Source organism: Streptomyces coerulescens, from assembly GCF_042657965.1.
GTDB lineage: Bacteria > Actinomycetota > Actinomycetes > Streptomycetales > Streptomycetaceae > Streptomyces > Streptomyces coerulescens.
The window spans coordinates 183,372-208,877 of the sequence record NZ_JBHSKM010000024.1 but is presented as its reverse complement, the minus strand read 5'-3'; the positions used below and the strand labels follow the sequence as shown (position 1 = coordinate 208,877).

General features: G+C 70.6%; 26 protein-coding genes. 17 read left to right on the top strand and 9 right to left on the bottom strand.

The annotated features are described in order from the left end of the window. Positions 1-254: 254 nt before the first annotated feature. From ACFPQ9_RS30480 to ACFPQ9_RS30455, 6 genes are all read left to right on the top strand, one after another. Positions 255-1,343, top strand: coding sequence for a substrate-binding domain-containing protein (locus ACFPQ9_RS30480; protein WP_380861316.1), 1,089 nt, complete (start codon positions 255-257; stop codon positions 1,341-1,343). Between the two features lie 44 nt (positions 1,344-1,387). Then, positions 1,388-2,161, top strand: a complete 774-nt coding sequence (locus ACFPQ9_RS30475) for an ATP-binding cassette domain-containing protein (RefSeq protein ID WP_380860433.1) — start codon at positions 1,388-1,390, stop codon at positions 2,159-2,161. Next, positions 2,155-3,456 (top strand): sugar ABC transporter permease, encoded by a 1,302-nt coding sequence (locus ACFPQ9_RS30470; protein ID WP_380860430.1) that lies wholly within the window; start codon positions 2,155-2,157, stop codon positions 3,454-3,456. Before ACFPQ9_RS30475 ends, ACFPQ9_RS30470 begins: the two co-directional genes overlap by 7 nt. Before the next feature lie 97 nt (positions 3,457-3,553). Continuing rightward, positions 3,554-4,186 carry a DedA family protein gene (locus tag ACFPQ9_RS30465; RefSeq protein ID WP_380860427.1) on the top strand — a complete coding sequence of 211 codons (633 nt, stop codon included), beginning with the start codon at positions 3,554-3,556 and terminating at the stop codon, positions 4,184-4,186. A 103-nt stretch (positions 4,187-4,289) separates the two neighbouring features. Then, positions 4,290-4,649, top strand: coding sequence for a DUF779 domain-containing protein (locus ACFPQ9_RS30460; RefSeq protein WP_093745157.1), 360 nt, complete (start codon positions 4,290-4,292; stop codon positions 4,647-4,649). A 76-nt stretch (positions 4,650-4,725) separates the two neighbouring features. Continuing rightward, positions 4,726-5,964 (top strand): phosphodiester glycosidase family protein, encoded by a 1,239-nt coding sequence (locus tag ACFPQ9_RS30455; protein ID WP_380860423.1) that lies wholly within the window; start codon positions 4,726-4,728, stop codon positions 5,962-5,964. A gap of 15 nt (positions 5,965-5,979) precedes the next feature. Here the strand turns inward: ACFPQ9_RS30455 and ACFPQ9_RS30450 are convergent, their stop codons facing one another. The 6 genes from ACFPQ9_RS30450 to ACFPQ9_RS30425 form a co-directional block, all read right to left on the bottom strand. Then, the gene (locus ACFPQ9_RS30450; protein WP_107912016.1) at positions 5,980-6,174 is read right to left on the bottom strand and encodes a hypothetical protein; all 195 of its coding nucleotides are present in this window, start codon (positions 6,172-6,174) and stop codon (positions 5,980-5,982) included. A 125-nt stretch (positions 6,175-6,299) separates the two neighbouring features. Next, positions 6,300-7,163, bottom strand: a complete 864-nt coding sequence (locus ACFPQ9_RS30445; protein WP_380860419.1) for a phosphatidylinositol-specific phospholipase C/glycerophosphodiester phosphodiesterase family protein — start codon at positions 7,161-7,163, stop codon at positions 6,300-6,302. 186 nt (positions 7,164-7,349) lie between these two features. Next, entirely contained in the window at positions 7,350-8,426 is a 1,077-nt protein-coding gene (locus ACFPQ9_RS30440) for an acyl-CoA dehydrogenase family protein (RefSeq protein WP_380860416.1), read from the bottom strand. After that, entirely contained in the window at positions 8,423-9,607 is a 1,185-nt protein-coding gene (locus tag ACFPQ9_RS30435) for an acyl-CoA dehydrogenase family protein (RefSeq protein WP_380860413.1), read from the bottom strand. The genes ACFPQ9_RS30440 and ACFPQ9_RS30435 overlap by 4 nt, the downstream gene beginning before the upstream one ends. Continuing rightward, on the bottom strand, positions 9,604-10,581 hold the full coding sequence (locus tag ACFPQ9_RS30430; RefSeq protein WP_380860410.1) for an NADPH:quinone oxidoreductase family protein: 978 nt from the start codon (positions 10,579-10,581) through the stop codon (positions 9,604-9,606). The genes ACFPQ9_RS30435 and ACFPQ9_RS30430 overlap by 4 nt, the downstream gene beginning before the upstream one ends. A 116-nt stretch (positions 10,582-10,697) precedes the next feature. Then, entirely contained in the window at positions 10,698-11,273 is a 576-nt protein-coding gene (locus ACFPQ9_RS30425) for a helix-turn-helix domain-containing protein (RefSeq protein ID WP_380860407.1), read from the bottom strand. A 77-nt stretch (positions 11,274-11,350) separates the two neighbouring features. Between ACFPQ9_RS30425 and ACFPQ9_RS30420 the strand changes: the two genes are divergently transcribed. From ACFPQ9_RS30420 to ACFPQ9_RS30400, 5 genes are all read left to right on the top strand, one after another. Then, positions 11,351-12,286 (top strand): NAD(P)/FAD-dependent oxidoreductase, encoded by a 936-nt coding sequence (locus tag ACFPQ9_RS30420; protein WP_380860404.1) that lies wholly within the window; start codon positions 11,351-11,353, stop codon positions 12,284-12,286. Between the two features lie 44 nt (positions 12,287-12,330). Next, positions 12,331-13,869, top strand: coding sequence for an ATP-dependent DNA ligase (locus tag ACFPQ9_RS30415; RefSeq protein WP_380860401.1), 1,539 nt, complete (start codon positions 12,331-12,333; stop codon positions 13,867-13,869). Next, complete coding sequence (locus ACFPQ9_RS30410; protein WP_380860398.1) at positions 13,866-14,324, top strand: NUDIX hydrolase; 459 nt, start codon at positions 13,866-13,868, stop codon at positions 14,322-14,324. The genes ACFPQ9_RS30415 and ACFPQ9_RS30410 overlap by 4 nt, the downstream gene beginning before the upstream one ends. Positions 14,325-14,400: 76 nt before the next feature. Next, positions 14,401-15,795, top strand: a complete 1,395-nt coding sequence (locus ACFPQ9_RS30405) for an NADP-dependent succinic semialdehyde dehydrogenase (protein ID WP_380860395.1) — start codon at positions 14,401-14,403, stop codon at positions 15,793-15,795. A 25-nt stretch (positions 15,796-15,820) separates the two neighbouring features. Then, positions 15,821-16,057, top strand: a complete 237-nt coding sequence (locus ACFPQ9_RS30400) for a DUF6213 family protein (protein ID WP_030054037.1) — start codon at positions 15,821-15,823, stop codon at positions 16,055-16,057. Positions 16,058-16,118: 61 nt separating this feature from the next. On the opposite strand, the gene ACFPQ9_RS30395 is transcribed toward ACFPQ9_RS30400, so the two are convergent. Beyond that, positions 16,119-16,709, bottom strand: a complete 591-nt coding sequence (locus ACFPQ9_RS30395; RefSeq protein WP_380860393.1) for a thiaminase II/PqqC family protein — start codon at positions 16,707-16,709, stop codon at positions 16,119-16,121. A 116-nt stretch (positions 16,710-16,825) separates the two neighbouring features. Continuing rightward, positions 16,826-18,052: an acyl-CoA dehydrogenase family protein gene (locus ACFPQ9_RS30390; RefSeq protein ID WP_380860390.1), complete on the bottom strand. Its 1,227-nt coding sequence runs from the start codon at positions 18,050-18,052 to the stop codon at positions 16,826-16,828. A 185-nt stretch (positions 18,053-18,237) separates the two neighbouring features. On the opposite strand from ACFPQ9_RS30390, the gene ACFPQ9_RS30385 reads away from it, so the two are divergent. Continuing rightward, positions 18,238-18,882 (top strand): TetR/AcrR family transcriptional regulator, encoded by a 645-nt coding sequence (locus ACFPQ9_RS30385; RefSeq protein ID WP_380860387.1) that lies wholly within the window; start codon positions 18,238-18,240, stop codon positions 18,880-18,882. A 70-nt stretch (positions 18,883-18,952) separates the two neighbouring features. On the opposite strand, the gene def is transcribed toward ACFPQ9_RS30385, so the two are convergent. Next, positions 18,953-19,492, bottom strand: a complete 540-nt coding sequence (def, locus tag ACFPQ9_RS30380; RefSeq protein WP_380860384.1) for a peptide deformylase — start codon at positions 19,490-19,492, stop codon at positions 18,953-18,955. Positions 19,493-19,603: 111 nt separating this feature from the next. Here def and ACFPQ9_RS30375 point away from each other — a divergent pair, with 111 nt between their 5' ends. From ACFPQ9_RS30375 to ACFPQ9_RS30355, 5 genes are all read left to right on the top strand, one after another. Next, positions 19,604-20,842 carry a MurT ligase domain-containing protein gene (locus tag ACFPQ9_RS30375; protein ID WP_380860382.1) on the top strand — a complete coding sequence of 413 codons (1,239 nt, stop codon included), beginning with the start codon at positions 19,604-19,606 and terminating at the stop codon, positions 20,840-20,842. Positions 20,843-20,866: 24 nt separating this feature from the next. Further along, on the top strand, positions 20,867-21,595 hold the full coding sequence (locus ACFPQ9_RS30370) for a type 1 glutamine amidotransferase (RefSeq protein WP_380860380.1): 729 nt from the start codon (positions 20,867-20,869) through the stop codon (positions 21,593-21,595). Positions 21,596-21,763: 168 nt separating this feature from the next. Beyond that, positions 21,764-22,789: a 6-phosphofructokinase gene (locus ACFPQ9_RS30365; protein ID WP_380860377.1), complete on the top strand. Its 1,026-nt coding sequence runs from the start codon at positions 21,764-21,766 to the stop codon at positions 22,787-22,789. Between the two features lie 177 nt (positions 22,790-22,966). Then, positions 22,967-23,917: a cytochrome c oxidase assembly protein gene (locus ACFPQ9_RS30360; protein WP_380860374.1), complete on the top strand. Its 951-nt coding sequence runs from the start codon at positions 22,967-22,969 to the stop codon at positions 23,915-23,917. 67 nt (positions 23,918-23,984) lie between these two features. Beyond that, positions 23,985-25,496: a DUF6777 domain-containing protein gene (locus tag ACFPQ9_RS30355; RefSeq protein ID WP_380860371.1), complete on the top strand. Its 1,512-nt coding sequence runs from the start codon at positions 23,985-23,987 to the stop codon at positions 25,494-25,496. The last annotated feature ends 10 nt before the right edge of the window (positions 25,497-25,506 follow it).

Sequence of the window (25,506 nt, the reverse complement as noted above, 5' to 3'; positions counted from 1 at the left end):
GGCTCGGGGCAACCCCGGCTCCCAGCGCTGTTCAGGCGCCCGAACACCAGAATCGCATATATGGATGAGCTGGACATATCTGCCCGCTCGCCGCTTCTGGACGCGTCGCGCGCCCGGCCGGCGGAGCACCCTGCCCGCCGCCGGCGGGTGCCCCCGGCTGCGCTCGCAGATCGCCCCGCCCGGTGTCACACTGACCAGGTGGTCGGCATGTGAGAAGGCCAGGTGTCGCCATGCTCGGCAGAGAGATCCCTCGTATGAAGGCCTCCATACGCAACGCGGCCCTCTCCATGATCGCGGTCCTCACGGCCGTCGGACTCGGCGCCTGTGGGACGGACGGCAAGAGCACCTCCGGCACGGAGAACGGGCCCGAGATCGGAATGCTGCTGCCGGACTCGATCACGGCCCGCTGGGAGACCCAGGACCGTCAGCTCCTGGAGAAGAACATCCGGGAACTGTGCCGCACGTGCACGATCAAGCACGGCAACGCCAAGGGCGACGTCGCGATGCAACAGCAGCAGATGGACTCCATGATCTCCGAGGGAGTCGACGCCATCCTGCTGGTGGCGGTGGACTCCCGGGCGCTGGCCGCCTCCGTCAGGAAGGCCGAGGACGCCGACATCCCGGTCATCGCCTACGACCGGCTCTCCGAGGGCCCCATCGCGGGCTATGTCTCCTTCGACGGCCAGGAGGTCGGCAGGCTCCAGGGCCGGGCACTGCTGAAGGCCATGGGCGACGAGGTGCCCGGGGCCGAGATCGTGATGATGAACGGCGACCCCAGCGACCCCAACGCGGTGCTGTTCAAGCAGGGCGCCCTGTCGGTGCTGTCGGGACAGGTGAAGATCGGCAAGGCGTACGACACCCTCCAGTGGCGGACCGAGACCGCCAACCTGAACATGTCCGGCGCCATCGCCGCCCTGGGCGTCGGCAACATCCAGGGGGTCTACGCCGCCAACGACAGCCTCGCCGCCGGCAGCATCTCCGCCCTGAAGTCGAACAAGGTGGACCCGCTGCCCCCGGTCACCGGGCAGGACGCCGAACTCGCCGCCGTACGGCGCATCGTCCGCGGCGACCAGTACATGACCGTCTACAAGCCCTTCCCGCCCGAGGCCGCGGCCGGCGCCGCCATGGCCGTGGCAGCGGCCCGCGGGGAGAACCTGGACCGGGTGGCCAAGGACACGGTGCGCACGAGCGAGGGGCAGACGGTTCCGGCGGTCATGCTCACCCCGATCTCGGTGACCGTCGGCGACATCAAGGACACCTTGGTGAAGGACCACGTGTACACGGTCCGTCAGATCTGCGTCCCCGATCTCGTCGACGCCTGCGAAACGGCCGGGCTGACCTGACCTCGGCCCGGACCGGCCGGGCCACGGGAAGGAGATGGTGTTCCGTGCCTGCCGCCCCCCTGCTGGCGCTGCACGGCGTGTGCAAGCGCTACGGCGCCGTCGAGGTCCTCGTGGACATCGAGCTGGAGATCCACGCGGGCCAGGTCCTGGCGCTGCTGGGTGACAACGGAGCCGGCAAGTCCACCCTGATCAAGGTGATCTCCGGCGTCGCGCCCGCGGACCGGGGCGACATCGCCTGGGACGGCCGTCCCGTCCACATCAGGCGCCCCAACGACGCCCGGGACCTCGGCATCGCCACCGTCTACCAGGACCTCGCGCTGTGCGGGAACCTCGACGTCGTCGGCAACCTGTTCCTCGGCCAGGAGATCCGCAGATACGGCTTCCTCGACGAGATGGAGATGGAGCGCCGCACCGCCCATCTGCTGGAGCGCCTGACCAGGGGTGTCCCGGAGCTGCGCGCCCCCGTCGTGTCGCTCTCCAGCGGTCAGCGGCAGACGGTCGCCATCGCCCGCTCCCTGCTCGGCGAGCCACGGCTCCTGCTGCTGGACGAGCCGACCGCCGCGCTGGGGCTCCAGCAGACCACCGAGGTCCTCGACCTGGTCGACGAGCTACGGGACCGGGGCGTGGGCGTCCTGCTGATCAGCCACAACATGGGCGACGTCAAGGCGCTCGCGGACCGTGCCGCGGTGCTGCGGCTCGGCCGCAACAACGGCTTCTTCGACGTGAACACCGCCTCGCAGGAACAGATCATCTCCTCCATCACCGGGGCGACGGAGAGCACGCCCCGCCGACCGGCCCATGAGGAGGCGGCGTGGTGAAAGGGACGCACGACATCACGGACACCCCGCAGGCCGAGGCCGGCGAGTCCGCCCCGTCCGACGCGCCCGGCGCCGGAGCCCGCAAGGCGCCCTCCGGGTCCGCCGCCGGGCGGGCCGTGCAGAGCTGGGCCGCCTTCGCCCGGCGCAAGCTGCGGTCCGGGGAAGTGGGCTCGCTCCCGGTCGTCGTCGTCCTCGCCGTCGTCTGGATCACCTTCCAGTCCCTGAACTCCAACTTCCTCTCGCCGCGCAACCTGTCCAATCTCAGCGTGGACATCGTCGGCACGGGGCTGATCGCCGTCGGGATCGTGTTCGTGCTGCTGCTCGGTGAACTCGATCTCTCGGTCGGCTCGATCAGCGGACTGGCGGGGGCCGTGTTCGCCGTGCTGAACGTGCAGAACGGCGTGCCCGAGTGGCTCGCCCTGATCATCGGGGTGCTCGCCGGCGCGGCCGCGGGCACCGTGCAGGGCTATTCCTTCGCGAGAACCCGGGTGCCGGCGTTCGTCGTCACGCTCGCCGGGCTGCTCACCTGGAACGGCCTGATGCTCTACATCCTGGGCAGCAGCGGCACCATCAACCTCGATGAGAACGGGCTCGTCGCCAAGCTGACCAGCTACTACTTCACCGACGACGCCGTCGCCTACGGCCTCGCCGCGCTCGCCACCGGCCTCGTCTTCCTGGTGTCGTATCTGGACCGGCGGCGCCGGATGGCCGCCGGCATGCCGCACCGCTCGCTCCAGCTCATCGGTGTGCGCGCCGGCGGGCTCGCGGTGATCGCGTTCGTCGCCGCCTATCTCCTCAACCGCTTCCAGGGACTGCCGCTGGCCCTCCTGATCTTCCTGGTGGTGGTGGCCGGCCTCGACATCGTGCTGCGCCGCACGCACTACGGACGGCAGGTGTACGCCCTCGGCGGCGGCGTCGAGGCGGCCCGGCGCGCCAGCCTCCATGTGACGCGGGTGCAGACCGCCGTACTCGCGGTCTCCGGCACCATGGCCGCGATCGGCGGCCTGTTCCTGGCCTCGCGCATCACCTCGGTGAGTCAGAGTTCGGGCTCGGGCGTGCTGCTGCTCAACGCCATCGCGGCGGCCGTCATCGGCGGCACCAGCCTGTTCGGCGGGCGCGGTTCGACGTGGTCGGCGGTGCTCGGCATGCTGGTGATCCAGTCGATCGCCTCGGGCATGGCCCTCACGGACACACCCGCCGCCGTCCAGTTCATGATCACCGGCGGGGTGCTGTTCGCCGCGGTGGTCATCGACGCCCTGTCGAGACGCTCCCAGGAGGCGCACGGACGGGCCTGAGCGACGGACGGGCCCGAGCGACGGCGGGCGGCCCTGCCGCCCGCACGGGATGCTGGAGGTGAGGGCGCGGGACGAGGACGGCCGGGAGGTGAGGGCGGTGATCGCCGTCAACCCGATGGACAGCGACTCGGTGCTGGCGACCTTCGGCGCCCTCGGGGTCCTCGTGGTGATCTTCGCGGAGTCGGGCCTGCTCGTGGTCGGGTTCTTCCTGCCCGGTGACACCCTGCTCTTCCCGGCGGGCGTGCTGTGCGCGGCGACCGCCGACCAGGCGCCACGGCTGGTGCTGTGGCAGGTGCTGCTGTGCGCGGCCGTCGGCGCCGTGGTGGGCGGCCAGGTCGGCTTCCTGCTGGGCCGGCACGGCGGACGGGCACTGCTGGCCCGCACCTCGAAACGACGCGTACGGGATGCGGCCGCCCGAGCGGAAAAGCTCCTGGCCCGCTACGGCTATGGAAAGGCCCTGGTGATCGGCCGTTTCGTGCCGATGGTACGCACGGTCCTGCACCCGGCGGCCGGCGCCCTCGGCGTTCCCACGCGGACGTTCACCATCTGGCAGATCGTGGGCGGCCTGCTCTGGTCGCAGGCCCTGGTCCTGCTCGGTTACACACTCGGCGCCTCGGTGCCCGGCATCGACGCCTACCTGCTGCCGCTGGTCGCCGTGGTCGTCGTCCTCTCCCTGCTGCCGATGCTCCCCGTCCTGACCGAGTCCCGCCGCTCCAGGCGCGACCGCTGACGCGGGACCGAAACCGGCGAGCGTCCCCTACGCGTGCCCACGCGTGCCGCTCACCACGAGCCGTGCAACCCTCTCGCAACGTTGCCCGTGCTGCCCTGGCTCCATGTATGAGGAGACCCCGCGCGTCGAACTGACCCCGGCGGCCGCCGAGCTGCTGCGCCGTCTGCGCGCGACGCACGGCCCGCTGATGTTCCACCAGTCGGGCGGCTGCTGCGACGGCAGCGCGCCCATGTGCTACCCGGAGGGTGAGTTCCGCACCGGCGACTCGGACGTCCTGCTCGCGGAGCTGCACGTCGAGGGGGTGGTGGAGCCCGTGACCTTCTGGATGTCGCGCAGTCAGTACGAGGCGTGGAGCCACACCCGGCTGATCGTCGACGTGGTCGAGGGGCGGGGCAGCGGCTTCTCGCTCGAGGCACCCGAGGGGGTGCGTTTCCTCACCCGTTCTCGCGTAGTCGGCGCCTAGATCCCCGGCCGGACATCGCCGTCTGGTGCACTTCCCCTGAGTCCTGCGACATTTGACGAGACCTCAGGGAGAATCGGTGACGCTTCGTCAGAAACGATGCGCATCAGCGAGAGCGGCACTCACTCTGTTCACGGCACTCGGCGCGCTGGCCGGTGCGGCCCTCGTGGGGGCGGCACCGGCCGGCGCCGCGCAGGGGGCCACTCCGATCGCGCCCGGCGTCACCTACGACGAGTTCGACATCGCGGCGGCGAAGGGCACGGCGCACGCCCACGTCCTCACCGTCGACCTCCGAGAGCCGGGCGTCCGGCTCGATCTGCTGTACCCGGGTGCGGCCGCGGCGCGGGCCACCCTCTCGCGGCAGGCCACCGCACAGGGCGCCGTGGCGGGCGTGAACGGCGACTTCTTCAACATCAGTGAGGCCCAGCACCCCGGCGTGGAGGCGACCGGCGCGAGCGTCGGACCGGTGATCGCACAGGGCGAGGCCCTGAAGGGGGCGGTGCCGAACGGCCAGCGCTTCGGTCCCGCGCTGCCGCCCGGCACGAGCACCGAGGACGTGTTCGGCGTGGGCGTGGACGGCCGGGCACGGCTGGACGGACTGAGCCTGTCCGGCTCGATCAGCACCCCCGAGGGCGATCTGCCGCTGCGCGGGCTCAACCAGTACGCGCTGCCGGTGGGCGGCATCGGCGCGTTCACCTCCAAGTGGGGCAGTGTCTCCCGGGTACGCGCCACCTGCGGCACGGACACGGACCGGGGGGCTCCGTGCAGCACCGACACCTACGAGGTGACGCTCCGTCAGGGCCAGGTCGTGTCGACGGCCGACACCCCCGGGAGCGGTCCGATCGCCCCGGACACCACCGTGCTGGTCGGCCGGGAGGCGGGCGCGCAGCAGCTGCGGAAGTTCTACGCGGGCGAGGCGGTCTCGGTGCGGCACCAGCTGACGGCGTCGTCGTCCCGAGTCCCGTACAGCTTCGCGCTGGGCGGCTATCCGGTGCTCGACGAAGGGCAGCCGCTGCCCGGGCTGGACAACCTGGCCTCGGCGGTGCGGACCGCCGTGGGCATCGCGGACAGCGGCCGACGTCTGGTGCTGCTCGCGCTGGACGGTGCCGCCGAGTACCGCACCGGCCTGACCATCGCGGAGGTCGCCTCGGTGATGCGGAACCTGGGCTCGGACGACGCGTTCAGCCTGGACGGCGGCGGTTCCTCGACGCTGGTCGCGCGCGAGCCGGGGGCGGCGGCGGTGTCCGTACGCAATCACCCGTCCGACGGCAGGGAACGCGCCGTGCCCAACGGCATCGGGGTCTTCTCGACTTCCTGACGGCGTCCCTGACGGTCACGGTCTGAGACTGCTCACGATGTCCGCCGTGGCCGTCAGGCCGCTGTTGATGGTGGGCGCCATGCTCGTGCTGGCCAGGTAGAAGCCGAGCAGCAGACACACCAGCGCATGGGTGATCTTCAGCCCGCCGTTGCGTACGAAGATCACCGCCAGGATGAACAGCAGCAACACCACAGAGATGGAAATGGCCATCGTCAACCTCCTCCGCCACGCCGCCTTGCCCGGTTCACGGCGTTCGGCGGCAAGTGTGGCGTAGCGGAGGGTTCGTCCGGGCGGCTGACCTGTAGGCCGAACGAGTGGTCTTCCGCGAGGCGCGGCTAGACCGTCCGGTGGGCGTCGAGGAACGCCTCCAGGCCGGCGAGGTCGTCGGTGTTGAGGAAGTCGACGTCGGCGGCGAGCAGCTCGCCCCACAGGGCGTCGCGCGCGGACCCCGCCACGTCCGGGGTGGCCCAGAAGCGCACCTTCTGTCCGCGGGAGTGGGCCGCCTGGACGATGCCGCGCAGCTTGCGCCGTTCGGCGTCCGGGAAGGCGCCCACGCCGAGCCAGGTGAAGTTCAGCGTCCAGTTGTCGCTGATCAGCGGGACGAAGGAGGCGGGCGCGGTGGTTCCGAGGTCGGCGAGACGGCCGTCGTAGAAGGCGCGGCGGAGCTTCTGTGCCTCCATCGGCGCACGGGCGGCACGGTCGCCGGAGATCACGGCGGTGACCGGGCCCCGGAACACCCGGCCGTGGGCGTAGGTCGTGAACAGGTGCTTGTAGCGCGCGAGGTGCCGGTCGAGTTCGAGGTACGTCGAGGAGCCCTCGGTCTTGATGTCGATGAGCAGTTGGAGCGGCCCCCGGTGACCCCGGTACACGGAGCCGTGGTTGGCCTTGACGCGGGCGGCCAGCGGGTCGAGGTAGAGGGACTCCAGGGTGCGGCGGGGGTCCAGGTCCTCGGGGTCGTGCGCGACGAGAAGCTGGTCGCCGACGAGGTAGATGTCGGCTTCGAGGCTGCCGAAACGGTGGTCGAGGGCGTCGAGGAGGGGACGCGGGTGCTCGTAGTCGTTGTGGGCGTGGGCCCGCCACAACGGGCGCGGGCCGTGCCCCCGTTCGCCCGCCAGCGCCGGGGCGGCGGGCAGTGCGGCCGCGCCCGCGAGGGCGGCGCCGAGGGTCGTGAGGGCTCTGCGACGGGTGGTGAGGGCCATGCTCTGCCTCCCTGACAGGGTCGGATGGAACCGCTGCGAGTATGCGATTCCGAACGGCCCGAACAGCAGTGCCCCTACGGTGAGTTGGCCGGACCGCCGTCCCTCGTTCACTTCCTGCGCGCAAGGCGCACGAAAAAGCCCGCCCCAGGTGGGGCGGGCTTCTCGCGGGCTTTGTCCAGGTGTACGTCAGGGGGCGCGGAGGTCGACCATTTCGGCCAGTGCCTCGCGGTGGGCGCCCGCGGTGCCGTAGGCGATCGAGTCGGCCTTGGCCCGCTTCAGATACAGATGCACGGGGTGTTCCCAGGTCATCCCGATGCCGGCGTGCAGTTGCAGGGCCTCCTCGGCGGCGTGCACGGCGACCTGCGCCGCGTAGGCCTGCGCGACGGCGACCGCCACGTCGACGTCCTCGCCGGTCGCGAGCGCGTCGGCGGCGGCACGCGCGGCGGCACGCAGGTTGACGACCTCGAGCCACAGCTGGGCGAGCCGGTGCTTGAGGGCCTGGAAACCGCCGACGGGCCGGTTGAACTGCTTGCGCTCCTTCAGGTAGCGGACCGTCTCGGTCAACGTCCAGTCCGCGAGGCCGAGCTGCTCGGAGGCGAGCAGTCCGGCGCCGGCCCGCAGGGCGCGGCGTACGGCGGGCTCGGCGTCGCCCAGCAGCCGGCCCGGCGCACCGTCCAGGGTGACCGTGGCGACGGGCCGGGTCAGGTCAAGGGACGTCTGCGGAGCGACGGTCACGGCGTCGGTGTCGACCGCGTACAGCCCGCCGTCGTCCGCGGGCACCAGCAGCACATCGGCGACGGCGGCGTCCGCGACGCCGGTCAACTCCCCGTGCAGGGCGCCACCCTCATGCCGTACGACCTTGTAGGCGCCGCCGGGCGCGACGTTCAGCGCGACGGCGAGGGCTCCGATACGCCGCCCGGACGCCAGCTCGGCGAGCAGGCCGCCCTCGGCGTCGCAGGCGAGGAGCGCCTCGGTGGCGACCACGGCGCTGGTCAGGTAGGGCACGGGGGCGACCGCGCGCCCCAGTTCCTCCAGGACGACGGCGGCTTCGCGGTGCGTGGCACCCTGGCCGCCCTTGTCCTCCGGGACGAGGAGCCCGGCCAGGCCCATGGAGTCGGCGAGCGCCTTCCACGCCTCCAGGTCGTGCGGGGTGCCCGACTCGGTGCGCGCGATGACGCCGGGCGCGTCGCAGTGGTCGGTCAGCAGGTCCCGTACGGCGGCCCGCAGCGCCTCTTCCTCCTCGGAGTAGAGAAGATCGGTCATCGGGACAGGTCCTTCCAGGCGACGTCCTTGTCGGTGCGCGGCTCGGCGGGCAGGCCGAGGACGCGTTCGGCGACGATGTTCAGCAGGACCTCGCTGGTCCCGCCCTCGATGCTGTTGCCCTTGGAGCGCAGATAGCGGTAGCCGGCGTCGCGGCCGGTGAAGTCCACGAGCTCCGGACGGCGCATGGTCCAGTCGTCGTACAACAGGCCCTCCTCGCCGCGCAGTTCCACCTCCAGGCCGCTGATCTCCTGGTTGAGGCGGGCGAAGGCGAGCTTCATGCCGGCGCCCTCGGGGCCGGGCTGGCCGGCGACGAGCTGCTGGCGGAGCCGTTCGGCGGTGAGCCGGGAGACCTCGGACTCGACCCACAGCTTCAGCAGCCGCTGGTGCAGGTCGTGGGTGCGCAGTTCGGGCCGCTCACGCCAGGTCTTCGCGATCGGGCCGATCATGCCGCCCTCGCGGGGCAGCCGCATGCCGCCGATGGCGACGCGCTCGTTGTTCAGCGTGGTCTGCGCGACCTTCCAGCCGTCGCCGATCGCGCCGAGGCGCCGGGAGTCCGGGATACGGACGTCGGTCAGGAACACCTCGTTGAACTCGGCCTCACCGGTGATCTGGCGCAGCGGCCGGACCTCGACGCCGGGGTCGGTCATGTCGCACAGGAAGTAGGTGATGCCGGCGTGCTTGGGCACGTCCGGGTCGGTGCGGGCGATGAGGATGGCCCAGCGGGCGATGTGCGCGCTGGAGGTCCACACCTTCTGCCCGTTGACGACCCAGTCGTCACCTTCGCGTACGGCCCGGGTGCCGAGCGCGGCCAGGTCGGATCCGGCGCCGGGCTCGCTGAACAGCTGGCACCAGACCTCCTCTCCGGTCCACAGGGGCCGCAGAAAGCGCTGCTTCTGCTCCTCGGTGCCGTACTTGAGGATCGTCGGCGCGGCCATGCCGAGGCCGATGCCGATGCGCCGCGGCTCGTTGTCCGGGGCGCCGGCGGCCTCCAACTCGGCGTCCACGACAGCCTGGAGTGAGCGGGGCGCGCCGAGGCCACCGAGGCCCTCGGGGTAGTGCACCCAGGCCAGACCGGCGTCGAAGCGAGCACGCAGGAAGTCCAGGGGCTCGGTCGTGGCCGGGGGATGCGCGGCCAGCAACTCGGCCGTACGGCGGCGCAGTTCGGCGGTGTCGATGGTCATGCGGAGGCTCCGTTCTCCAGCGACGGCACCACGGCGACACGACCGGTGGTGACACCGTCGGCCACCCGCTGCACGGCCGCCGCCGCGCCGCCCAGCGGGACGCGCTCGCTCACCAGCGGCTTGATGGCACCGCGGGCGGCCAGCTCGGTGAGCTGCTCGTGGCAGTGCATGATCAGCTTCGGGTTCTTGTTGTTGTACAGGCCCCAGTGCAGACCGACGATCGAGTAGTTCTTCACCAGGGCGTGATTGAGCGCCGGGCTGGGAATGGCGCCGCTCGCGAAGCCGACGACCACGATCCGGCCCTCGAAGGCGACGACCTTGGCGGACTGGGCGTAGGCCTCGCCGCCGACGGGGTCGTAGATGACGTCGGCGCCCCGACCGCCGGTCGCCTCCTTCACGGCGCCGATGACGTCTTCGGCACGCCGGTCGATGACGACGTCACAGCCGAGCTCGCGCGCCACGGCGGCCTTCTCCGCCCCGCCCACGACACCGATGACCCGGGCCCCGCCCGCCTTGCCGAGCTGCACGGCCGCGCTGCCGACCCCTCCTGCGGCAGCGTGGACGAGCAGCGTCTCGCCGGCCTCCAGGCCCGCCCGGCGGTGCAGTCCGAACCAGCCGGTCTGGTAGCCGATGTGCAGGGCGGCGGCCTCGGCGTCGTCGAGCGACTCGGGCGCGGGCAGGACGGCGGCGGCGTCCGCGACGGCGTACTCGGCGAAGCCGCCGTACGGCAGCGCCGGGTTGGCCAGGACGCGGCGCCCGTCCTCGGTCTCGCCGCAGATCTCCACGCCGGGCGTGAACGGCAGCGGCGGCCGGACCTGGTACTGCCCCCGGCACAGCAGCGCGTCCGGGAAGTTGATGTTGGCGGCACGCACCTTCAGCAGGACCTGGCCGTCGCCGGGCGTGGGCGTCTCGACGTCGTCGAGGCGCATCACCTCGCTCGGCTCGCCGTTCTCGTGCACTTGCCATGCCTGCATGCGGTGCCTCCACGGGGGACTGCTTCGTCTGACCGGGGTCGGTTCGCATACTAAGCGGTCGCTTGCCGTTCAGGGAACAGTCCTTCCCGGAAGAGTCGGAAGAGTCACGGCTCCTTTCACGACTGCTTGGGGCGCGCCCGTACATGCATACGCTCCCCCTGCGGCCCGAACAGGCTCAGGAACTCCGCCGGCCCCTCCCCCGTCGACCCGAACCAGTGCGGCACCCGCGTGTCGAACTCCGCCGCCTCGCCGGCCGTGAGCACCACATCGTGCTCCCCGAGCACGACTCGCAGCCGCCCCGACAGCACGTACAACCACTCGTACCCCTCATGGGTGCGCGGCTCGGGCTCCTCGCTGCGCTGCGGCACCAGCACCTTGAAGGCCTGGAGGCCACCGGGCTGCCGGGTGAGCGGCCAGTAGGTGCGTCCGTGTTGCACGATGGGTTTGGCTGCCCTGACCCGCGGGTCCCCCACCGGAGGCGTCCCGACCAGCTCGTCCAGCGGCACCTGATGGGCCTGGGCGATCGGCAGCAGCAGCTCCAGGCTGGGCTTGCGCAGACCGGACTCCAGCCGGGACAGGGTGCTGACGGAGATGCCGGTCGTCTCGGACAGCGCCGCGAGCGTCACCTCGCGGTCCTTCCGCAGCCTCCTGAGCCTTGGCCCCACTTCGGCGAGAACATCGTCGGTACTCATACCCGTATTGCAGAATCGGCAAAGACGTTTGTCAATACCGCGCCTCCGGAGCCACTGTCGTCGTGGAGGTGGTCACCATGACCGAGCAGGACCACGAGCAGTACGAAGTGATCGTCATCGGCGGCGGAGCGGCCGGCCTGTCCGCCGCCCTCGTCCTGGGCCGCGCCCGGCGCCGCACCCTGGTCGTCGACGCGGGCGAGCCACGCAACGCGCCGGCCGCCCATATGCAGGGCTATCTCTCCCGGGACGGCATGCCACCGGCCGAGTTCCTGGCCGTCGGACGGGAGGAGATCGCACGGTACGGCGTCGAGCTGGTCCGGGACCGGGCGGTGAACGTCGAGCGCGGCGCCGGCTTCGTGGTCACCCTGGCGGGCGGACGGCACCTGCACGCCCGCCGCGTCATCATCGCCACCGGCCTCAAGGACGAGCTGCCCGAGGTCCCCGGCGTCGCCGAGCGCTTCGGCAGGGACGTGCTGCACTGCCCGTACTGCCACGGCTGGGAGGTCCGCGACCAGGCGTTCGGCGTGCTGGCGACGACTCCGCAAAGCGTCCACCAGGCTCTCATGGTGTCCCAGTGGTCGAAGGACGTGACCTTCTTCCTGCACGAGGTCCCCGAGTCCGACCTGACGGACGACGACTTGCGGAGGCTTGCGGCGGCGGGGGTGAAGGTGGTGCCGGGGGCGGTGGCCGGGCTGGTGATCGAGGAGGACCGGCTGACGGGGGTGCGTCTGGCGGACGGCACGGTGCAAGCGCGCGAGGTGGTCTTCGTCGCACCTCGCGCGGTGCCACAGACCGGGTTGCTGGAGAAGCTGGACGCCGAAATGCAGGAGACCCCCTTCGGCACGTACCCGGTGGTCGACCCGACGGGCCTGACCTCCGTGCCGGGCGTCTGGGCGGTGGGCAACGCGATGGGCTTCTCGGAGCAGGTCATCAACGCGGCGGCGGGCGGCTACCGGGCGGGGGCCTTCATCAACGGAGAGCTGCTCTTCGCCGACCTGGACAAGACGCTGTAACCCACGACGAGCCCTCAGCCGCAAGACAACCCATCATTGTCTGCATGCTGCTCACCCGGCTGGCTCACGTATCCCAGGAGATCGCCGCGACCTCGGCCCGCTCCCGGAAGATCACCCTTCTCGCGGAACTCTTCCGGGACGCCGAGGCGGACGACGTACCGATAGTGATCCCGTACCTCGCCGGCCGCCTCCCCCAGGGCCGCCTCGGCATCGGCTGGAAGGTCCTGAGCCATCCGGTCCAGCCGTCCGCCGAGCCAACCCTCACTGTCCGCGAGGTCGACGCCCGCCTCACCGCACTCGGCAAGATCTCCGGCCCTGGTTCACAGGCCGAACGGTCCCGCCTGGTAGGCGAGTTGATGAGCGCCGCCACAGAACACGAACAACGCTTCCTCTTCGGCCTGATCACCGGCGAGGTCCGCCAGGGCGCCCTGGACGCCGTGGCGATGGAGGGCCTGGCCCGGGCCACCGACGCACCACCCGCGGACGTACGCCGGGCCGTGATGCTCGCGGGCTCCCTCCAGCAGGTCGCCCAGGCGCTGCTCACGGACGGCCCGCAGTCTCTCGCCCGCTTCCGGCTCACCGTCGGCCGCCCCGTCCTGCCGATGCTCGCGCACACCGCGTCCTCGGTCTCCGAGGCGGTCGACAAGCTGGGCGCGTGCGCGGTGGAGGAGAAGCTGGACGGCATCCGGGTCCAGGTCCACCGCGACGGGGACTCGGTACGGCTCTACACCCGCACCCTGGACGCCATCACCGACCGTCTGCCCGAAGTGACCGCCGCCGCCCTGGAGTTGAGAGGCGAGCGCTTCATCCTGGACGGCGAGGTCATCTCCTTCGACACCGAGGGCCGCCCCCGCTCCTTCCAGGAGACAGCCGGCCGTGTCGGCTCCCGCGTGGACGTGGCGAAGGCGGCCGAGGAGATCCCCGTCTCCCCCGTCTTCTTCGACGTCCTCTCCGTCGACGGCCACGACCTGCTCGACCTGCCGTTCACCGAGCGCCACGCGGAGCTGGCCCGGCTGGTCCCCGAGCCGATGCGGGTCCGCCGCGCGCTCGTCTCCGGCCCCGAGGACCTCCCGCGGGCCGAGGACTTCCTCGCCGAGACCCTGGGGCGCGGCCACGAGGGCGTGGTCGTCAAGGCCCTCGACGCCCCCTACAGCGCGGGCCGGCGCGGCGCCTCCTGGCTGAAGGTCAAGCCCGTGCACACCCTCGACCTGGTGGTGCTGGCCGCCGAATGGGGCCATGGCCGCAGAACCGGCAAGCTCTCCAACCTCCATCTGGGGGCGCGCACGGCGGACGGCGGCTTCGCGATGCTCGGCAAGACGTTCAAGGGCATGACCGACGCGATGCTGACCTGGCAGACCGAACGGCTCCAGGAGCTCGCCGTCGGCGGCGACGACTGGGTGGTGACCGTACGCCCGGAACTCGTCGTGGAGATCGCCTACGACGGCCTTCAGCGCTCCACCCGCTACCCGGCCGGCGTAACCCTCCGCTTCGCCCGCGTGGTCCGCTACCGCGAGGACAAACGGCCGGAGGAGGCCGACACGGTCGCGGCCCTGCTCGCCGCCCACCCGGAGGTACGGCCGTGAAGCACAGCGCCGGTCTGCTGCTCTTCCGCCGCACCGCCGACGGCCTGGAGGTGCTGCTCGGCCATATGGGCGGCCCGTTCTTCGCCAAGCGGGACGCCGGGGCCTGGACGGTCCCGAAGGGCGAGTACGAACCCGACGAGCCCGCCTGGGAGGCGGCCCGCCGCGAGTTCCGGGAGGAGCTGGGGCTGGCGCCGCCCGACGGGGAGGCCGTACCCCTCGGTGAGATCAAGCAGTCGGGCGGCAAGATCGTCACGGTGTGGGCGGTCGAGGCCGACCTCGACCCCGCGACCGTCGTCCCCGGCACCTTCACCATGGAGTGGCCGCCGCGCTCCGGCCGTACGCAGGAGTTCCCGGAGCTGGACCGGGTGGCGTGGCTGCCCCTCGGCCGAGCACGCGAGGTGATCGTCAAGGCCCAGGCCACGTTTCTCGACCGGCTGGCGGAGCACTCGGCCTGAGCAGCCGTACACGCGTTGCGGTACCCACCGCGGCGCGGGAAGGTCGAAGCAACAGCCCGCTCCCAGGAGGTCGGTCATGCCCATCGCGACGGTCAATCCGGCGAACGGCGAGACGCTCAAGACGTACGAGGCCATGGGCGAGGAGGAGATCGAGCGCAGGCTCCAGCTCGCCGAGGCCACGTTCCGCACGTACCGGACCACGAGCTTCGTCGACCGGGCACGCCTGCTGATCCAGGCCGCGAACCTGCTGGACGACGACCGGGAGGACATCGCCCGGGTGATGACCACCGAGATGGGCAAGCCGATCAAGCAGGCCCGCGCGGAGGCCGCCAAGTGCGCCAAGGCGATGCGCTGGTACGCCGAACGCGCCGAAGCCCTGCTCGCCGACGAGGAGCCGGCCGACTCCGACGTGAAGGACTCGGGCGCCTCACGGGTACGGGTGCGCTACCGTCCGCTCGGGCCGGTCCTCGCGGTGATGCCGTGGAACTTCCCGCTCTGGCAGGTGATCCGCTTCGCGGCGCCGGCGCTGATGGCGGGCAATGTCGGCCTGCTGAAGCACGCCTCGAACGTCCCCCAGACCGCCCTGTACATCGAGGACCTGTTCCACCGCGCGGGCTACACCGAGGGCTGCTTCCAGACCCTGCTGATCGGCTCCGGCCAGGTCGACGACGTCCTGCGTGACGAGCGCGTCAGGGCGGCCACGCTGACCGGCAGCGAACCCGCGGGCCGTGCGGTCGCCTCCACCTCCGGGGAGATGATCAAGAAGACGGTGCTGGAACTGGGAGGCAGCGACCCCTACGTCGTCATGCCGTCCGCCGACATCGACCGCGCCGCGCAGATCGCGGTGACCGCGCGGGTGCAGAACAACGGGCAGTCCTGCATCGCCGCCAAGCGGTTCATCGTGCACACGGACGTCTACGACGCCTTCGCCGACCGCTTCGTCGAGGGCATGAAGGCGCTGGTGGTCGGCGACCCGATGCTGGACGAGACGGATGTCGGCCCGCTGGCCAGCGAGCAGGGCCGGACGGACCTGGAGGAACTGGTCGAGGACGCCAAGCGCAGCGGAGCGACGCTGCTGTGCGGCGGCCACGAACTCCGCCGCCCCGAACTGCCCGGCTGGTACTACCCGCCCACGGTCCTCGCCGGTATCACCCGCGAGATGCGGATCCACCGCGAGGAGGCGTTCGGTCCGGTCGCCACGCTGTACCGGGCGAGCGACCTGGACGAGGCGGTTCTGATCGCGAACGACTCACCCTTCGGACTGAGTTCGAACGTGTGGACCCGTGACGAGGCCGAGGTCGACCGGTTCGTACGCGACCTGGAGGCCGGAAGCGTGTACGTCAATGGGATGACGGCGTCCCATCCGGCGTTCCCGTTCGGCGGAGTGAAGCGGTCCGGATTCGGCCGTGAGCTGTCCGGGCACGGAATCCGCGAGTTCTGCAACATCACTACGGTTTGGCAGGGTGCGTGAGCGCCGCGCGGCTACGATCCCGGGTGTGAACCGCGAAGTTACTCTGCCGCTGATCGTCGATGACCGGGGGACCTTGCAGGTTGCTGCCGCCGATGTGAGCAAGCTGCTGCGTACGGTGGGTGGTCGGTGGCTGCACCTTGTCGAGGCCGGGGAGGACGGCCTCGACGAGGACACGGTGGCCGCGCTGACGATCGAGCTGGCGAAGCTCGCGGATCGTATTGACGTGGCGTGTATTGCGCACAGCAGCGGGACTACGCCGTAGGGGTGACGGTTCGGTGCCGGGTGCGGGTTCGGGGGGCTCGTCGCGCAGTTCCCCGCGCCCCTTAGGGGGTTGCTGCGTGCAGCGTTGACCAGAACTGGTTCTCGTAGGACTGGAGAAGGCGGGCGTACCGGTGCGCTCGTGCTTCGTCCAGTTCACTCGCCTCCAGGGCCGCTCGTGCCTGTCGGTCCAGCTCCGGTGACGGCTCTGCGAAGAAGTCGAAGAAAGCGCAGGCCTCGTCCGTGAAGCCGTAGTGGCGGCGCAGGGCCTCGGCGATCGTCGCGCAATAGCCGCCCCACGTGGAGAAGTTGGCTGTGAGCGCGAATACCGCCTCGGCCGGTGCCGCGTTCAGCGCCAGCCAGGCCACAAAGGCGGGGTATGCCTGGCAGCCCGGGAGCGGTTCGTGGCCGGCTGCCTGCTCCTCGGTCACCCCACAGGCAGCAGCGAACGCACCCAGCCGCTCCCCTGCCAGCGCCTCGCCTTCCGCCAACAGGGTGAAGAAGGGGGCGGCGGAGGCACTGCGCTGAGCCAGATGGAGGAAAGCGCGACGGTCGGCGGGGATCACCCGGCTCTGTTCGAGAGCGAGGGCGGCGAGAGTGGTGGTGCGGTCGGTCTCGCCACGGGCGATCAGCGACACGAGGGGATTTTCCGTCATCGAAGTCCTCCGTCAACTCGGCATCGCGGGCAACCCTGCCGACCCAGGGGCGCGGGGAACTGCGCGACCAGCCACGAACCACCCGCAGACCGAATCGCGCAGCACCCCGCAAGGCGCTACCGAATCGGCATACCCGACAACGTACGAGCAATCACCAGCCGCTGAATCTCACTCGTCCCCTCGAAGATCGTGTAGATCGCGCTGTCCCGGTGCATCCGCTCCACGGGGTACTCCCGCGTGTAGCCGTTACCACCCAGGATCTGTATGGCCTGAGCCGTGACCTTCTTCGCCGTCTCGCTGGCGAACAGCTTCGACATCGAGCCCTCAGCCGCATTGAACGGCTTTCCGTTGATCGCCATCCAGGACGCCCGCCACACCAGCAGCCGCGCCGCGTCGATCTGCGTACGCATCTCGGCCAGCTGGAAGGCCACACCCTGGTTGTCGATGATCGGCCGCCCGAACTGCTCACGCGTCATGGCGTAGTCGAGGGCGACCTCGTACGCGGCGCGGGCGGTGCCGACGGCCATCGCACCGACGGCCGGCCGCGAGGCCTCGAACGTGGCCATCGCCGCGTTCTTCACGCGCTCGCCGCCCGCCTTGGCCCGCTCGCGGGCCCGCGCGAGGCGCTCGTCCAGCTTCTCCTTGCCGCCCAGCAGGCAGGAGCCCGGCACCCGCACGTTGTCCAGGATGACCTCGGCGGTGTGCGAGGCGCGGATGCCGTGCTTCTTGAACTTCTGCCCCTGGGACAGGCCCGGCGTGTTCGGCGGGATGATGAAGGAGGCGTGCCCCTTGGAGCCGAGTTCGGCGTCGACGACCGCGACGACCACGTGGACGTTGGCGATACCGCCGTTGGTCGCCCAGGTCTTCGTGCCGTTGATCACCCACTCGTCCTTGGCCTCGTCGTACACGGCACGGGTCCGCATCGAGGCCACGTCGGAGCCGGCGTCGGGCTCGGAGGAGCAGAAGGCGGCGAGCTTGACGTCGTCGGGGTCGCCGTACATCTGGGGCACCCAGGTGCCGATCTGCTCCTCGGTGCCGTTGGCGAGGACGCCCACGGCGGCGAGACCGGTGCCGACGATCGACAGGGCGATGCCGGCGTCACCCCAGAACAGTTCCTCCATGGCCATCGGGATACCGAGGCCGGTCTGGTCGAAGTACTGCTGGGCGTAGAAGTCGAGTGAGTAGATGCCGACCTTCGCGGCTTCCTGGATGACCGGCCAGGGAGTCTCCTCACGCTCGTCCCATTCGGCGGCCGCGGGGCGGATCACATCGGCCGCGAAGCCGTGCAGCCAGTCCCGGACCTCCTTCTGTTCGTCGTTGAGCTCCATGGTGAACTCGGCCATGTCCCCTCCAGCGGCGTACGTGCATGGCTTCGCGCATGCTTGTTACTTGCGGTAACCCTAGTTTGTTACTAGCGAGTAGGTAAAGTCAACTCGCGATGCGTGATCGGCAGCCCGTTCGATGGTTGTGGCTGGTTGAGTGTTAGTTTGCGCAGGCGTCACCGAATCAGTACGGGCGGGGAGAGCTCATGGACACCACACAGCGGACCGACCAGCAACGGTCCGCCGATCGCCGTCGGCGCGAACTGCTGGAGGCCGCCGACAGAGTGGTGCTGCGCGACGGCCCACAGGCCTCGATGAACGCGATCGCGGCCGAGGCGGGCATCACGAAGCCGATTCTTTATCGGCACTTCGGCGACAAGGGCGGACTTTACGCCGCGTTGGCCAAGCGTCACACGGATGCGTTGCTGGACTCGCTGCGGGCCGCGCTGGACGCTCCCGCGGACCGGCGCGAGCGGGTCGAGGCCACGCTGGACACCTACCTCGCGGCGATCGAGGCCCGGCCTCAGGTGTACCGGTTCCTGATGCATCCGACCGAGGGGGGCCAGACCGCGGACCAGGGCTTCGACGTCGGCAAGCACTCGATGCCGTTGCTCCGCACGATGGGCGAGGAGCTGGCGACCGTCATCGAGGAGCGGCTGGATCTCGGGCCGGGGAGTCAGCAGCTGGCCCGGGTGTGGGGCCACGGGATAGTCGGCATGATGCATGCCGCCGGGGACTGGTGGCTGGGTGAACGGCCGTGCTCCCGGACGGAGTTGGTGCGGAGTCTGGCCGATCTGTTGTGGGGCCGGCTCGCTGCCGCGGGGGACAAGATGGGCGGTCCGGGGTTCTGACCCCTGCGTTCCGGGTGCGGGTCCGTGGGGGCTGGCCGCGCAGTTCCCCGCGCCCCTGACGGCACCGCGATCACCGGCGCCAAGAAGCCCGGGTCACCTGGCGCATGAGGCGGCGGTGGCGCCATCCGCTCACGCGGTCCGCGTACACCTTTCCCTCCAAGTGGTCGCACTCGTGCTGGAGGCAGCGTGCGAAGAAGCCCGTGCCGTGGATCGTGACCGGCTCGCCCGTCACCGTGACCCCCTCGACCACCGCATGGTCGTACCGTTCCGTCCCGGCCTCCAGGCCGGGCAGGGACAGACAGCCCTCGGGGCCGCGGATCACCACACCGTCCGCCTCCACGAGCCGTGGGTTCACCACATGGCCGAGGTGTCGTACGTCCTCGTCGTCGGGGCAGTCGTAGACGAACACCCGAAGCGACTGACCCACCTGGTTGGCGGCGAGGCCCACGCCCTGCGCGGCGTACATCGTCGCGAACAAGTCGTCCACCAGCGTCGCCAGTTCCGGACCGAAGTCGGTGACCTCCTCGCAAGGGGTGTGCAGGACGGGACTTCCGAGCAGGGTCAGGGGCCGAACACGTCCGTGAGTGCCCGGAATGGAGGCGTTGCGCATGGCCGCAAGGGTACGGCGATTCGGGAGTGCGAATGGATCTCGATAGGCTGACCACCACCACGTTGCCGTAGGGCAGAAGCGCGGCGCGTACGCAAGGAGGATCGAGAACTGATGGCAGGCAACTCGGACCCGCTCACGCCGCGGGCCAAGATCGCCGTGACCGCGGGCAAGGCGGTCGCGGCGGCATCGCGCGCCGCAGGGCGCGGCAGCGGTTCGGTGATCGGCGGCCGGGTGGCGCTCAAACTCGACCCCGACCTCCTCGCCAGGCTCGCGCAGAACCTGGACGTGGTCCTGGTCTCGGCGACCAACGGCAAGACCACGACGACCCGGCTGATCGCGGAGGCCCTGCGGGCCGCCGGACCGGTCGTCTCCAACGCCCTGGGCGCCAACATGCCCGCGGGCATCACCTCGGCGCTCGCCGGCGGCTCGGAAGCCCGCTACGGCGTCATCGAGGTCGACGAGAAGTACCTCGCCGGTGTCGCCCGGGACACGGACCCCAAGTGCATCGCGCTGCTGAACCTCTCGCGCGACCAGCTGGACCGGGCCGCCGAGACCCGGATGCTCGCCGAGAACTGGCGCGAGGGGCTGTCGGGCTCGAAGGCCGTGATCGTGGCCAACGCGGACGACCCCCTGGTCGTCTGGGCCGCGTCGTCGTCCCCCAACGTCATCTGGGTCGCCGCCGGACAGATGTGGAAGGACGACGCCTGGTCCTGCCCGTCCTGCGGCGGTGTGATGCAGCGGCCGGGTGACGACTGGTTCTGCGGCGAGTGCGGCTTCAGGCGTCCGACGCCCAGCTGGGCCCTGTCCGGCGACCACGTCCTCGACCCGCACGGCTCGGCCTGGCCGATCCATCTCCAGCTGCCGGGACGTGCCAACAAGGCCAACGCCGCCTCCTCGGCCGCCGTCGCCGCCGTGTTCGGGGTGCCGCCGCAGGTCGCCCTGGAGCGCATGTACCAGGTGCAGGCCGTCGCCGGGCGCTATGACGTCGTGCAGTTCGAGGGGCGGGACCTGCGGCTGCTGCTGGCCAAGAACCCGGCCGGCTGGCTGGAGACGTTCTCCCTCATCGACCCGCCGCCGACCCCGGTGATCCTCTCGGTGAACGCGCGCGGCGCCGACGGCACCGACACCTCCTGGCTGTGGGACGTCGACTACACGCGGCTGACCGGGCACCCGATCTGTGTCATCGGCGACCGCAGGCTCGACCTCGCGGTGCGCCTGGAGGTCGCGAACCAGCAGTTCCAGGTCTGCGACAACCTCGACCAGGCCGTGCAGAAGTGCCCGCCCGGCCGGATCGAGGTCATCGCCAACTACACCGCGTTCCAGGACCTGCGCCGCCGGGTCGGCAACTGAGCCAAGAGACTTCAGGGGACTTACGTGAGCGACAACCAACTGCGGGTCGTCTGGATCTACCCGGACCTGCTCAGCACCTACGGCGACCAGGGCAACGTCCTCGTCGTGGAGCGCCGCGCCCGGCAGCGCGGCCTCGACGTGGCCCGCCTCGACGTGCGCAGCGACCAGCCGATCCCGACATCCGGCGACATCTATCTGATCGGCGGCGGTGAGGACCGCCCGCAGCGGCTGGCCGCCGAGCGGCTGCGCCGGGACGGCGGTCTGACCCGTGCCGTGGAGAACGGCGCCATCGTGTTCTCGGTGTGCGCCGGGTACCAGATCCTCGGCCACGAGTTCATCAACGACCTCGGTCAGCGCGAGCCCGGCCTCGGGCTGATCGACGTGGTGTCCGTGCGGGGCGAGGGGGCCCGGTGCGTCGGTGACGTGCTCGGCGACATCGACCCCCGCCTGGGTCTGCCGCCGCTGACCGGCTTCGAGAACCACCAGGGCGTCACCCACCTCGGCCCGACCGCCCGCCCCTTCGCCCAGGTCCGCCTCGGCAACGGCAACGGCACGGGCGACGGCACGGAGGGCGCGTACAACGACACCGTCTTCGGCACGTACATGCACGGCCCGGTGCTGGCGCGCAACCCGCTGATCGCCGACCTGCTGCTGAAGCTGGCGCTCGATGTGAACGCGCTGCCGCCGACCGACGACCGGTGGTACGAGGCGCTGCGCAACGAGCGCATCGCGGCCGCGCAGCAGCCTGCCTGAACACGGTCGCTCGGCAGCCCGTCTGACGGCACGTCCGCACAGGTGAGCGGGGTCGTCCAGCAGGCGGACGCACGGTTCGGCCCCGCCCCCCGATGCCGCTAGGGTGGCGGGGATTCGAGCCGGACAGCGTGGTCCGGTCCCGGCCCACGTGGAGAAGGTTTTCGGGCTATGCGCATTGGTGTCCTCACGTCCGGCGGCGACTGCCCCGGCCTGAACGCCGTCATCCGGTCCGTCGTGCACCGTGCCGTCGTCGACCACGGCGACGAGGTCATCGGCTTCCGGGACGGCTGGAAGGGCCTCCTGGAGTGCGACTACCTCAAGCTCGACCTCGACGCGGTGGGCGGCATCCTCGCCCGCGGCGGCACGATCCTCGGTTCCTCCCGGGTCCAGCCCTCCCATCTGCGGGACGGTGTGGAGCGGGCCAAGGGCCATGTCGAGGAGCTCGGCCTCGACGCGATCATCCCGATCGGCGGTGAGGGCACGCTGAAGGCGGCCCGGCTGATGTCGGACAGCGGCCTGCCGGTGGTGGGTGTGCCGAAGACCATCGACAACGACATCGCGGTCACCGACGTCACCTTCGGCTTCGACACGGCGGTGACCGTGGCGACCGAGGCCCTGGACCGGCTCAAGACCACCGCCGAGTCCCATCAGCGGGTGCTGGTCGTCGAGGTCATGGGGCGGCACACCGGCTGGATCGCGCTGCACTCCGGCATGGCGGCCGGCGCGCACGCCATCGTCGTTCCGGAACGGCCCTTCGACATCGACGAGTTGACCCGCGTCGTCGGCGAGCGGTTCCAGGCGGGCAAGCGGTTCGCGATCGTCGTGGCGGCCGAGGGTGCCAAGCCGCGGCCCGGATCCATGGCGTTCGACGAGGGCGGCAAGGACATCTACGGGCACGAGCGGTTCGCCGGGATCGCGCGGCAGCTGTCCATCGAGCTGGAGGAGCGGCTCGGCAAGGAGGCGCGGCCGGTGATTCTCGGACATGTGCAGCGGGGCGGGACGCCGACGGCGTACGACCGGGTGCTGGCCACTCGGTTCGGCTGGCACGCGGTGGAGGCCGTGCACCGTGGGGAGTTCGGGCATATGACGGCGCTCCAGGGGACGGACATCGTGATGGTGCCGTTGGCGGAGGCCGTGGAGACGTTGAAGACGGTGCCGGAGGATCGGTACGACGAGGCTGAGTGCGTGCTTTAGGGGTCTCGCCGTAGGGGTTCTGTTTCGTCGCCGGGTGCTGCGGATCTGTGGTTGATCGCGCAGTTCCCCGCGCCCCTCAGGGACGTTGCAGCCGCCCCCGGTCGAAAGCTCGACCGGGGGTGGTTCTAATCTGGGGCGGACAGACTTGCACAACCCCCACGAAACAGGAGCCGTCGGATGGATCACAGCGGGCACGGCATGATGATGGATCTGCCGCCGTTCACGCTGGGGCGAGGGCTTGCGTGGTCCGCGGACCCGTTCTTTCTCGTCGCCTGTCTCGCGGGGCTCGCGCTGTATGCGTGGGGGGTCGTGCGACTGCGGCGGCGCGGCGACGAATGGCCCGTGGGGCGGACCGTCTCGTATGTCGTCGGAGTGCTGTCCGTGATGCTCGTGATGTGCACCGGGCTGAATGACTACGGAATGGTCATGTTCAGCGTGCACATGGTGCAGCACATGGTGATCAGCATGCTGTCGCCGATCCTGATTCTGCTCGGTGCGCCCATCACGCTGGCATTGCGCGCGATGCCGCCCGCCGGGCGGGACCGCAAGGGGCCGCGGGAATGGCTGCTGGCCCTGCTGCACAGCCGGTACATGCGGATCATCACGCATCCGGCATTCACCATTCCGCTGTTCATCGCCAGCCTTTACGCGCTGTACTTCACGCCGATGTTCGACTTCCTGATGGGCTCGAAGGCCGGGCACATCGCGATGATGGTGCACTTCCTGGCCGTGGGCGTGGTGTTCTTCTGGCCGATCATCGGCGTGGATCCCGGTCCGCACCGGCCGGGGTATCTGATGCGGATGCTGGAGCTGTTCGCCGGCATGCCGTTCCACGCGTTCTTCGGTATCGCGTTGATGATGGCGTCCGAGCCGATGGTGGAGACGTTCAAGAACCCGCCCGGCTCACTCGGTATCGACGCGCTCTCCGACCAGAACGCGGCAGGCGGTATCGCCTGGGCGTTCAGTGAGATTCCGTCCGTGCTGGTGCTGATCGCGCTGCTGTTCCAGTGGTACGGCTCCGAGCAGCGGCAGGCCAAGCGCAAGGACCGGGCCGCCGACCGTGACGGCGACAAGGAACTCGAGGCGTACAACGCCTATTTGGCCTCATTGAACGCACGCGGAAACTGACGACACCGAAGGGCTTCGCCTTTCAGTAGCATGAAGCGCGTCGGGGGAACCGCCGGGGGGAGCGGTCATGGCGTTTCATGTTTTCGTACACAGGTCCGCAACGGCGGTGATTCGGAGGATCGCCGTCCTTTTGGTCCTCGTTCTGGCAGTCGGTGCGTGTAATCGGGACACACCGCTGTTCCTGGTGAAGGCCGTGGCCGCGGGAGTTCCCTCGTCGGCCCCTTTCTTCGACGAGAACCAAGGGCTCGGGCGGGACGACGCGCAGGTCACGGCGCGGACGGCGCACGGCGGTCTTCAGCAGGGGGACACACCGGGTCTGTACGGGGGGTCCAAGCAGCCGACGGTGTGTGATGTCGAGCGGCTCAAGCGATTTCTCACCGATCCCGCGAATGACCGCAAGGCGCAGGCGTGGGCAACCGCGCTCTCCCTCACCACGGATGAGATTCCCGGATATCTCGATCGCCTCACTCCGGTTCTGCTGCGTCACGACACGCTGGTGAAGAACCACGACTACAAAAAGGGAAAGGCGGTCCCCTTCGACGCGCTGCTCCAGACCGGAATCGCGATTCTCGTCGACGAGCGGGGTCTTCCCGCGGTGAAGTGTTCGTGCGGAAATCCACTACGGCCCTTCGAGGGTGACACGACCCGGATAAAGGTCGAGTTCGACGACCGCAACGAGGAGTGGAAGGGCTACGAGGAGTCCTCCGTGGTGGCCGTGCGGCCGGCGACGCGGAAAGTGGAGCGGCTCGCCCTCGTCGACGTCCATGAACCGGACCGCGGTGTCACCCGTCCCGTCGGCACCACCGGCGAGGAGGACACCGCCTTCGACACACGCGAGCGGCGCCCGGTGCCCGACCTCGCGGGGGCGACCTTCGGGCAGGCGAGCCGGCAGCTGACCGACGAGGGGCTGGCCGTCGCCTTCGCGGGCGGCGGGCTGCCGCCGGACGGCGCCCGGGTGACGGCGTCGGATCCGCCGGCCGGGACCGAGCTGCGGTTCGGCGAGTACGTGACGCTGAGCGTGGCCGGGGGGAGCTCCGGCGGGTCGACGTCCGCTCCCCCGGACTCGGGGTCGTCCCCGGCGACGCGGGATCCGTCGGCCTCGACACCGCGGACGCCCTCGGGTTCGTCGCCCTCCGGCTCGAATCCGTCGGGCCCCACATCCGGCTCGGGAAGCCCCGGACCGAGCGGCCCCGGACCCAGCAGCTCAGGGCCGAGCGGCTCAGGACCCGGTAGCTCCGGCCCCACCGCGTCTGGGCCCAGCAGCTCCGGCCCCAGCAGCTCCGGGCCCAGCAGCTCCGGGCCGGGCCCCACGAGCGGGCCCCCGTCCTCGGGAACGTCGTCCACCGCGCCGCCCGCCTCGGACCCGCCGCCGAGCTCGTCGCCACCCGCGTCCGCCAGGCCCCCCACGACGAGCTCGGCACCCCCTCCTCCACCCCCGCCGCCCTCGCCCAGCTCGCCGCCGCGGACCAGCAGCTCACCGCCGCCTGTCATCAGCAGCGCGCCGCCGCCCGGCACCAGCGGGCCCGCCACGAGCCGGTCCGCGACCGACGACCCGTCCACCGCGAGCACGTCCGCCTAGCGACCGCGCG

Coding starts and splice junctions, on each gene's coding strand:
- ACFPQ9_RS30450 (WP_107912016.1), bottom strand. CDS start 6,174: ATGGCCATTTCCATCTCTGTGGTGTTGCTGCTGTTCATCCTGGCGGTG.
- ACFPQ9_RS30390 (WP_380860390.1), bottom strand. CDS start 18,052: ATGGCCGAGTTCACCATGGAGCTCAACGACGAACAGAAGGAGGTCCGG.
- ACFPQ9_RS30420 (WP_380860404.1), top strand. CDS start 11,351: ATGACCGAGCAGGACCACGAGCAGTACGAAGTGATCGTCATCGGCGGC.
- ACFPQ9_RS30425 (WP_380860407.1), bottom strand. CDS start 11,273: ATGAGTACCGACGATGTTCTCGCCGAAGTGGGGCCAAGGCTCAGGAGG.
- ACFPQ9_RS30405 (WP_380860395.1), top strand. CDS start 14,401: ATGCCCATCGCGACGGTCAATCCGGCGAACGGCGAGACGCTCAAGACG.
- ACFPQ9_RS30365 (WP_380860377.1), top strand. CDS start 21,764: ATGCGCATTGGTGTCCTCACGTCCGGCGGCGACTGCCCCGGCCTGAAC.
- ACFPQ9_RS30355 (WP_380860371.1), top strand. CDS start 23,985: ATGGCGTTTCATGTTTTCGTACACAGGTCCGCAACGGCGGTGATTCGG.
- def (WP_380860384.1), bottom strand. CDS start 19,492: ATGCGCAACGCCTCCATTCCGGGCACTCACGGACGTGTTCGGCCCCTG.
- ACFPQ9_RS30445 (WP_380860419.1), bottom strand. CDS start 7,163: ATGGCCCTCACCACCCGTCGCAGAGCCCTCACGACCCTCGGCGCCGCC.
- ACFPQ9_RS30375 (WP_380860382.1), top strand. CDS start 19,604: ATGGCAGGCAACTCGGACCCGCTCACGCCGCGGGCCAAGATCGCCGTG.
- ACFPQ9_RS30385 (WP_380860387.1), top strand. CDS start 18,238: ATGGACACCACACAGCGGACCGACCAGCAACGGTCCGCCGATCGCCGT.
- ACFPQ9_RS30360 (WP_380860374.1), top strand. CDS start 22,967: ATGGATCACAGCGGGCACGGCATGATGATGGATCTGCCGCCGTTCACG.
- ACFPQ9_RS30415 (WP_380860401.1), top strand. CDS start 12,331: ATGCTGCTCACCCGGCTGGCTCACGTATCCCAGGAGATCGCCGCGACC.
- ACFPQ9_RS30440 (WP_380860416.1), bottom strand. CDS start 8,426: ATGACCGATCTTCTCTACTCCGAGGAGGAAGAGGCGCTGCGGGCCGCC.
- ACFPQ9_RS30435 (WP_380860413.1), bottom strand. CDS start 9,607: ATGACCATCGACACCGCCGAACTGCGCCGCCGTACGGCCGAGTTGCTG.
- ACFPQ9_RS30430 (WP_380860410.1), bottom strand. CDS start 10,581: ATGCAGGCATGGCAAGTGCACGAGAACGGCGAGCCGAGCGAGGTGATG.
- ACFPQ9_RS30395 (WP_380860393.1), bottom strand. CDS start 16,709: ATGACGGAAAATCCCCTCGTGTCGCTGATCGCCCGTGGCGAGACCGAC.
- ACFPQ9_RS30460 (WP_093745157.1), top strand. CDS start 4,290: ATGTATGAGGAGACCCCGCGCGTCGAACTGACCCCGGCGGCCGCCGAG.
- ACFPQ9_RS30480 (WP_380861316.1), top strand. CDS start 255: ATGAAGGCCTCCATACGCAACGCGGCCCTCTCCATGATCGCGGTCCTC.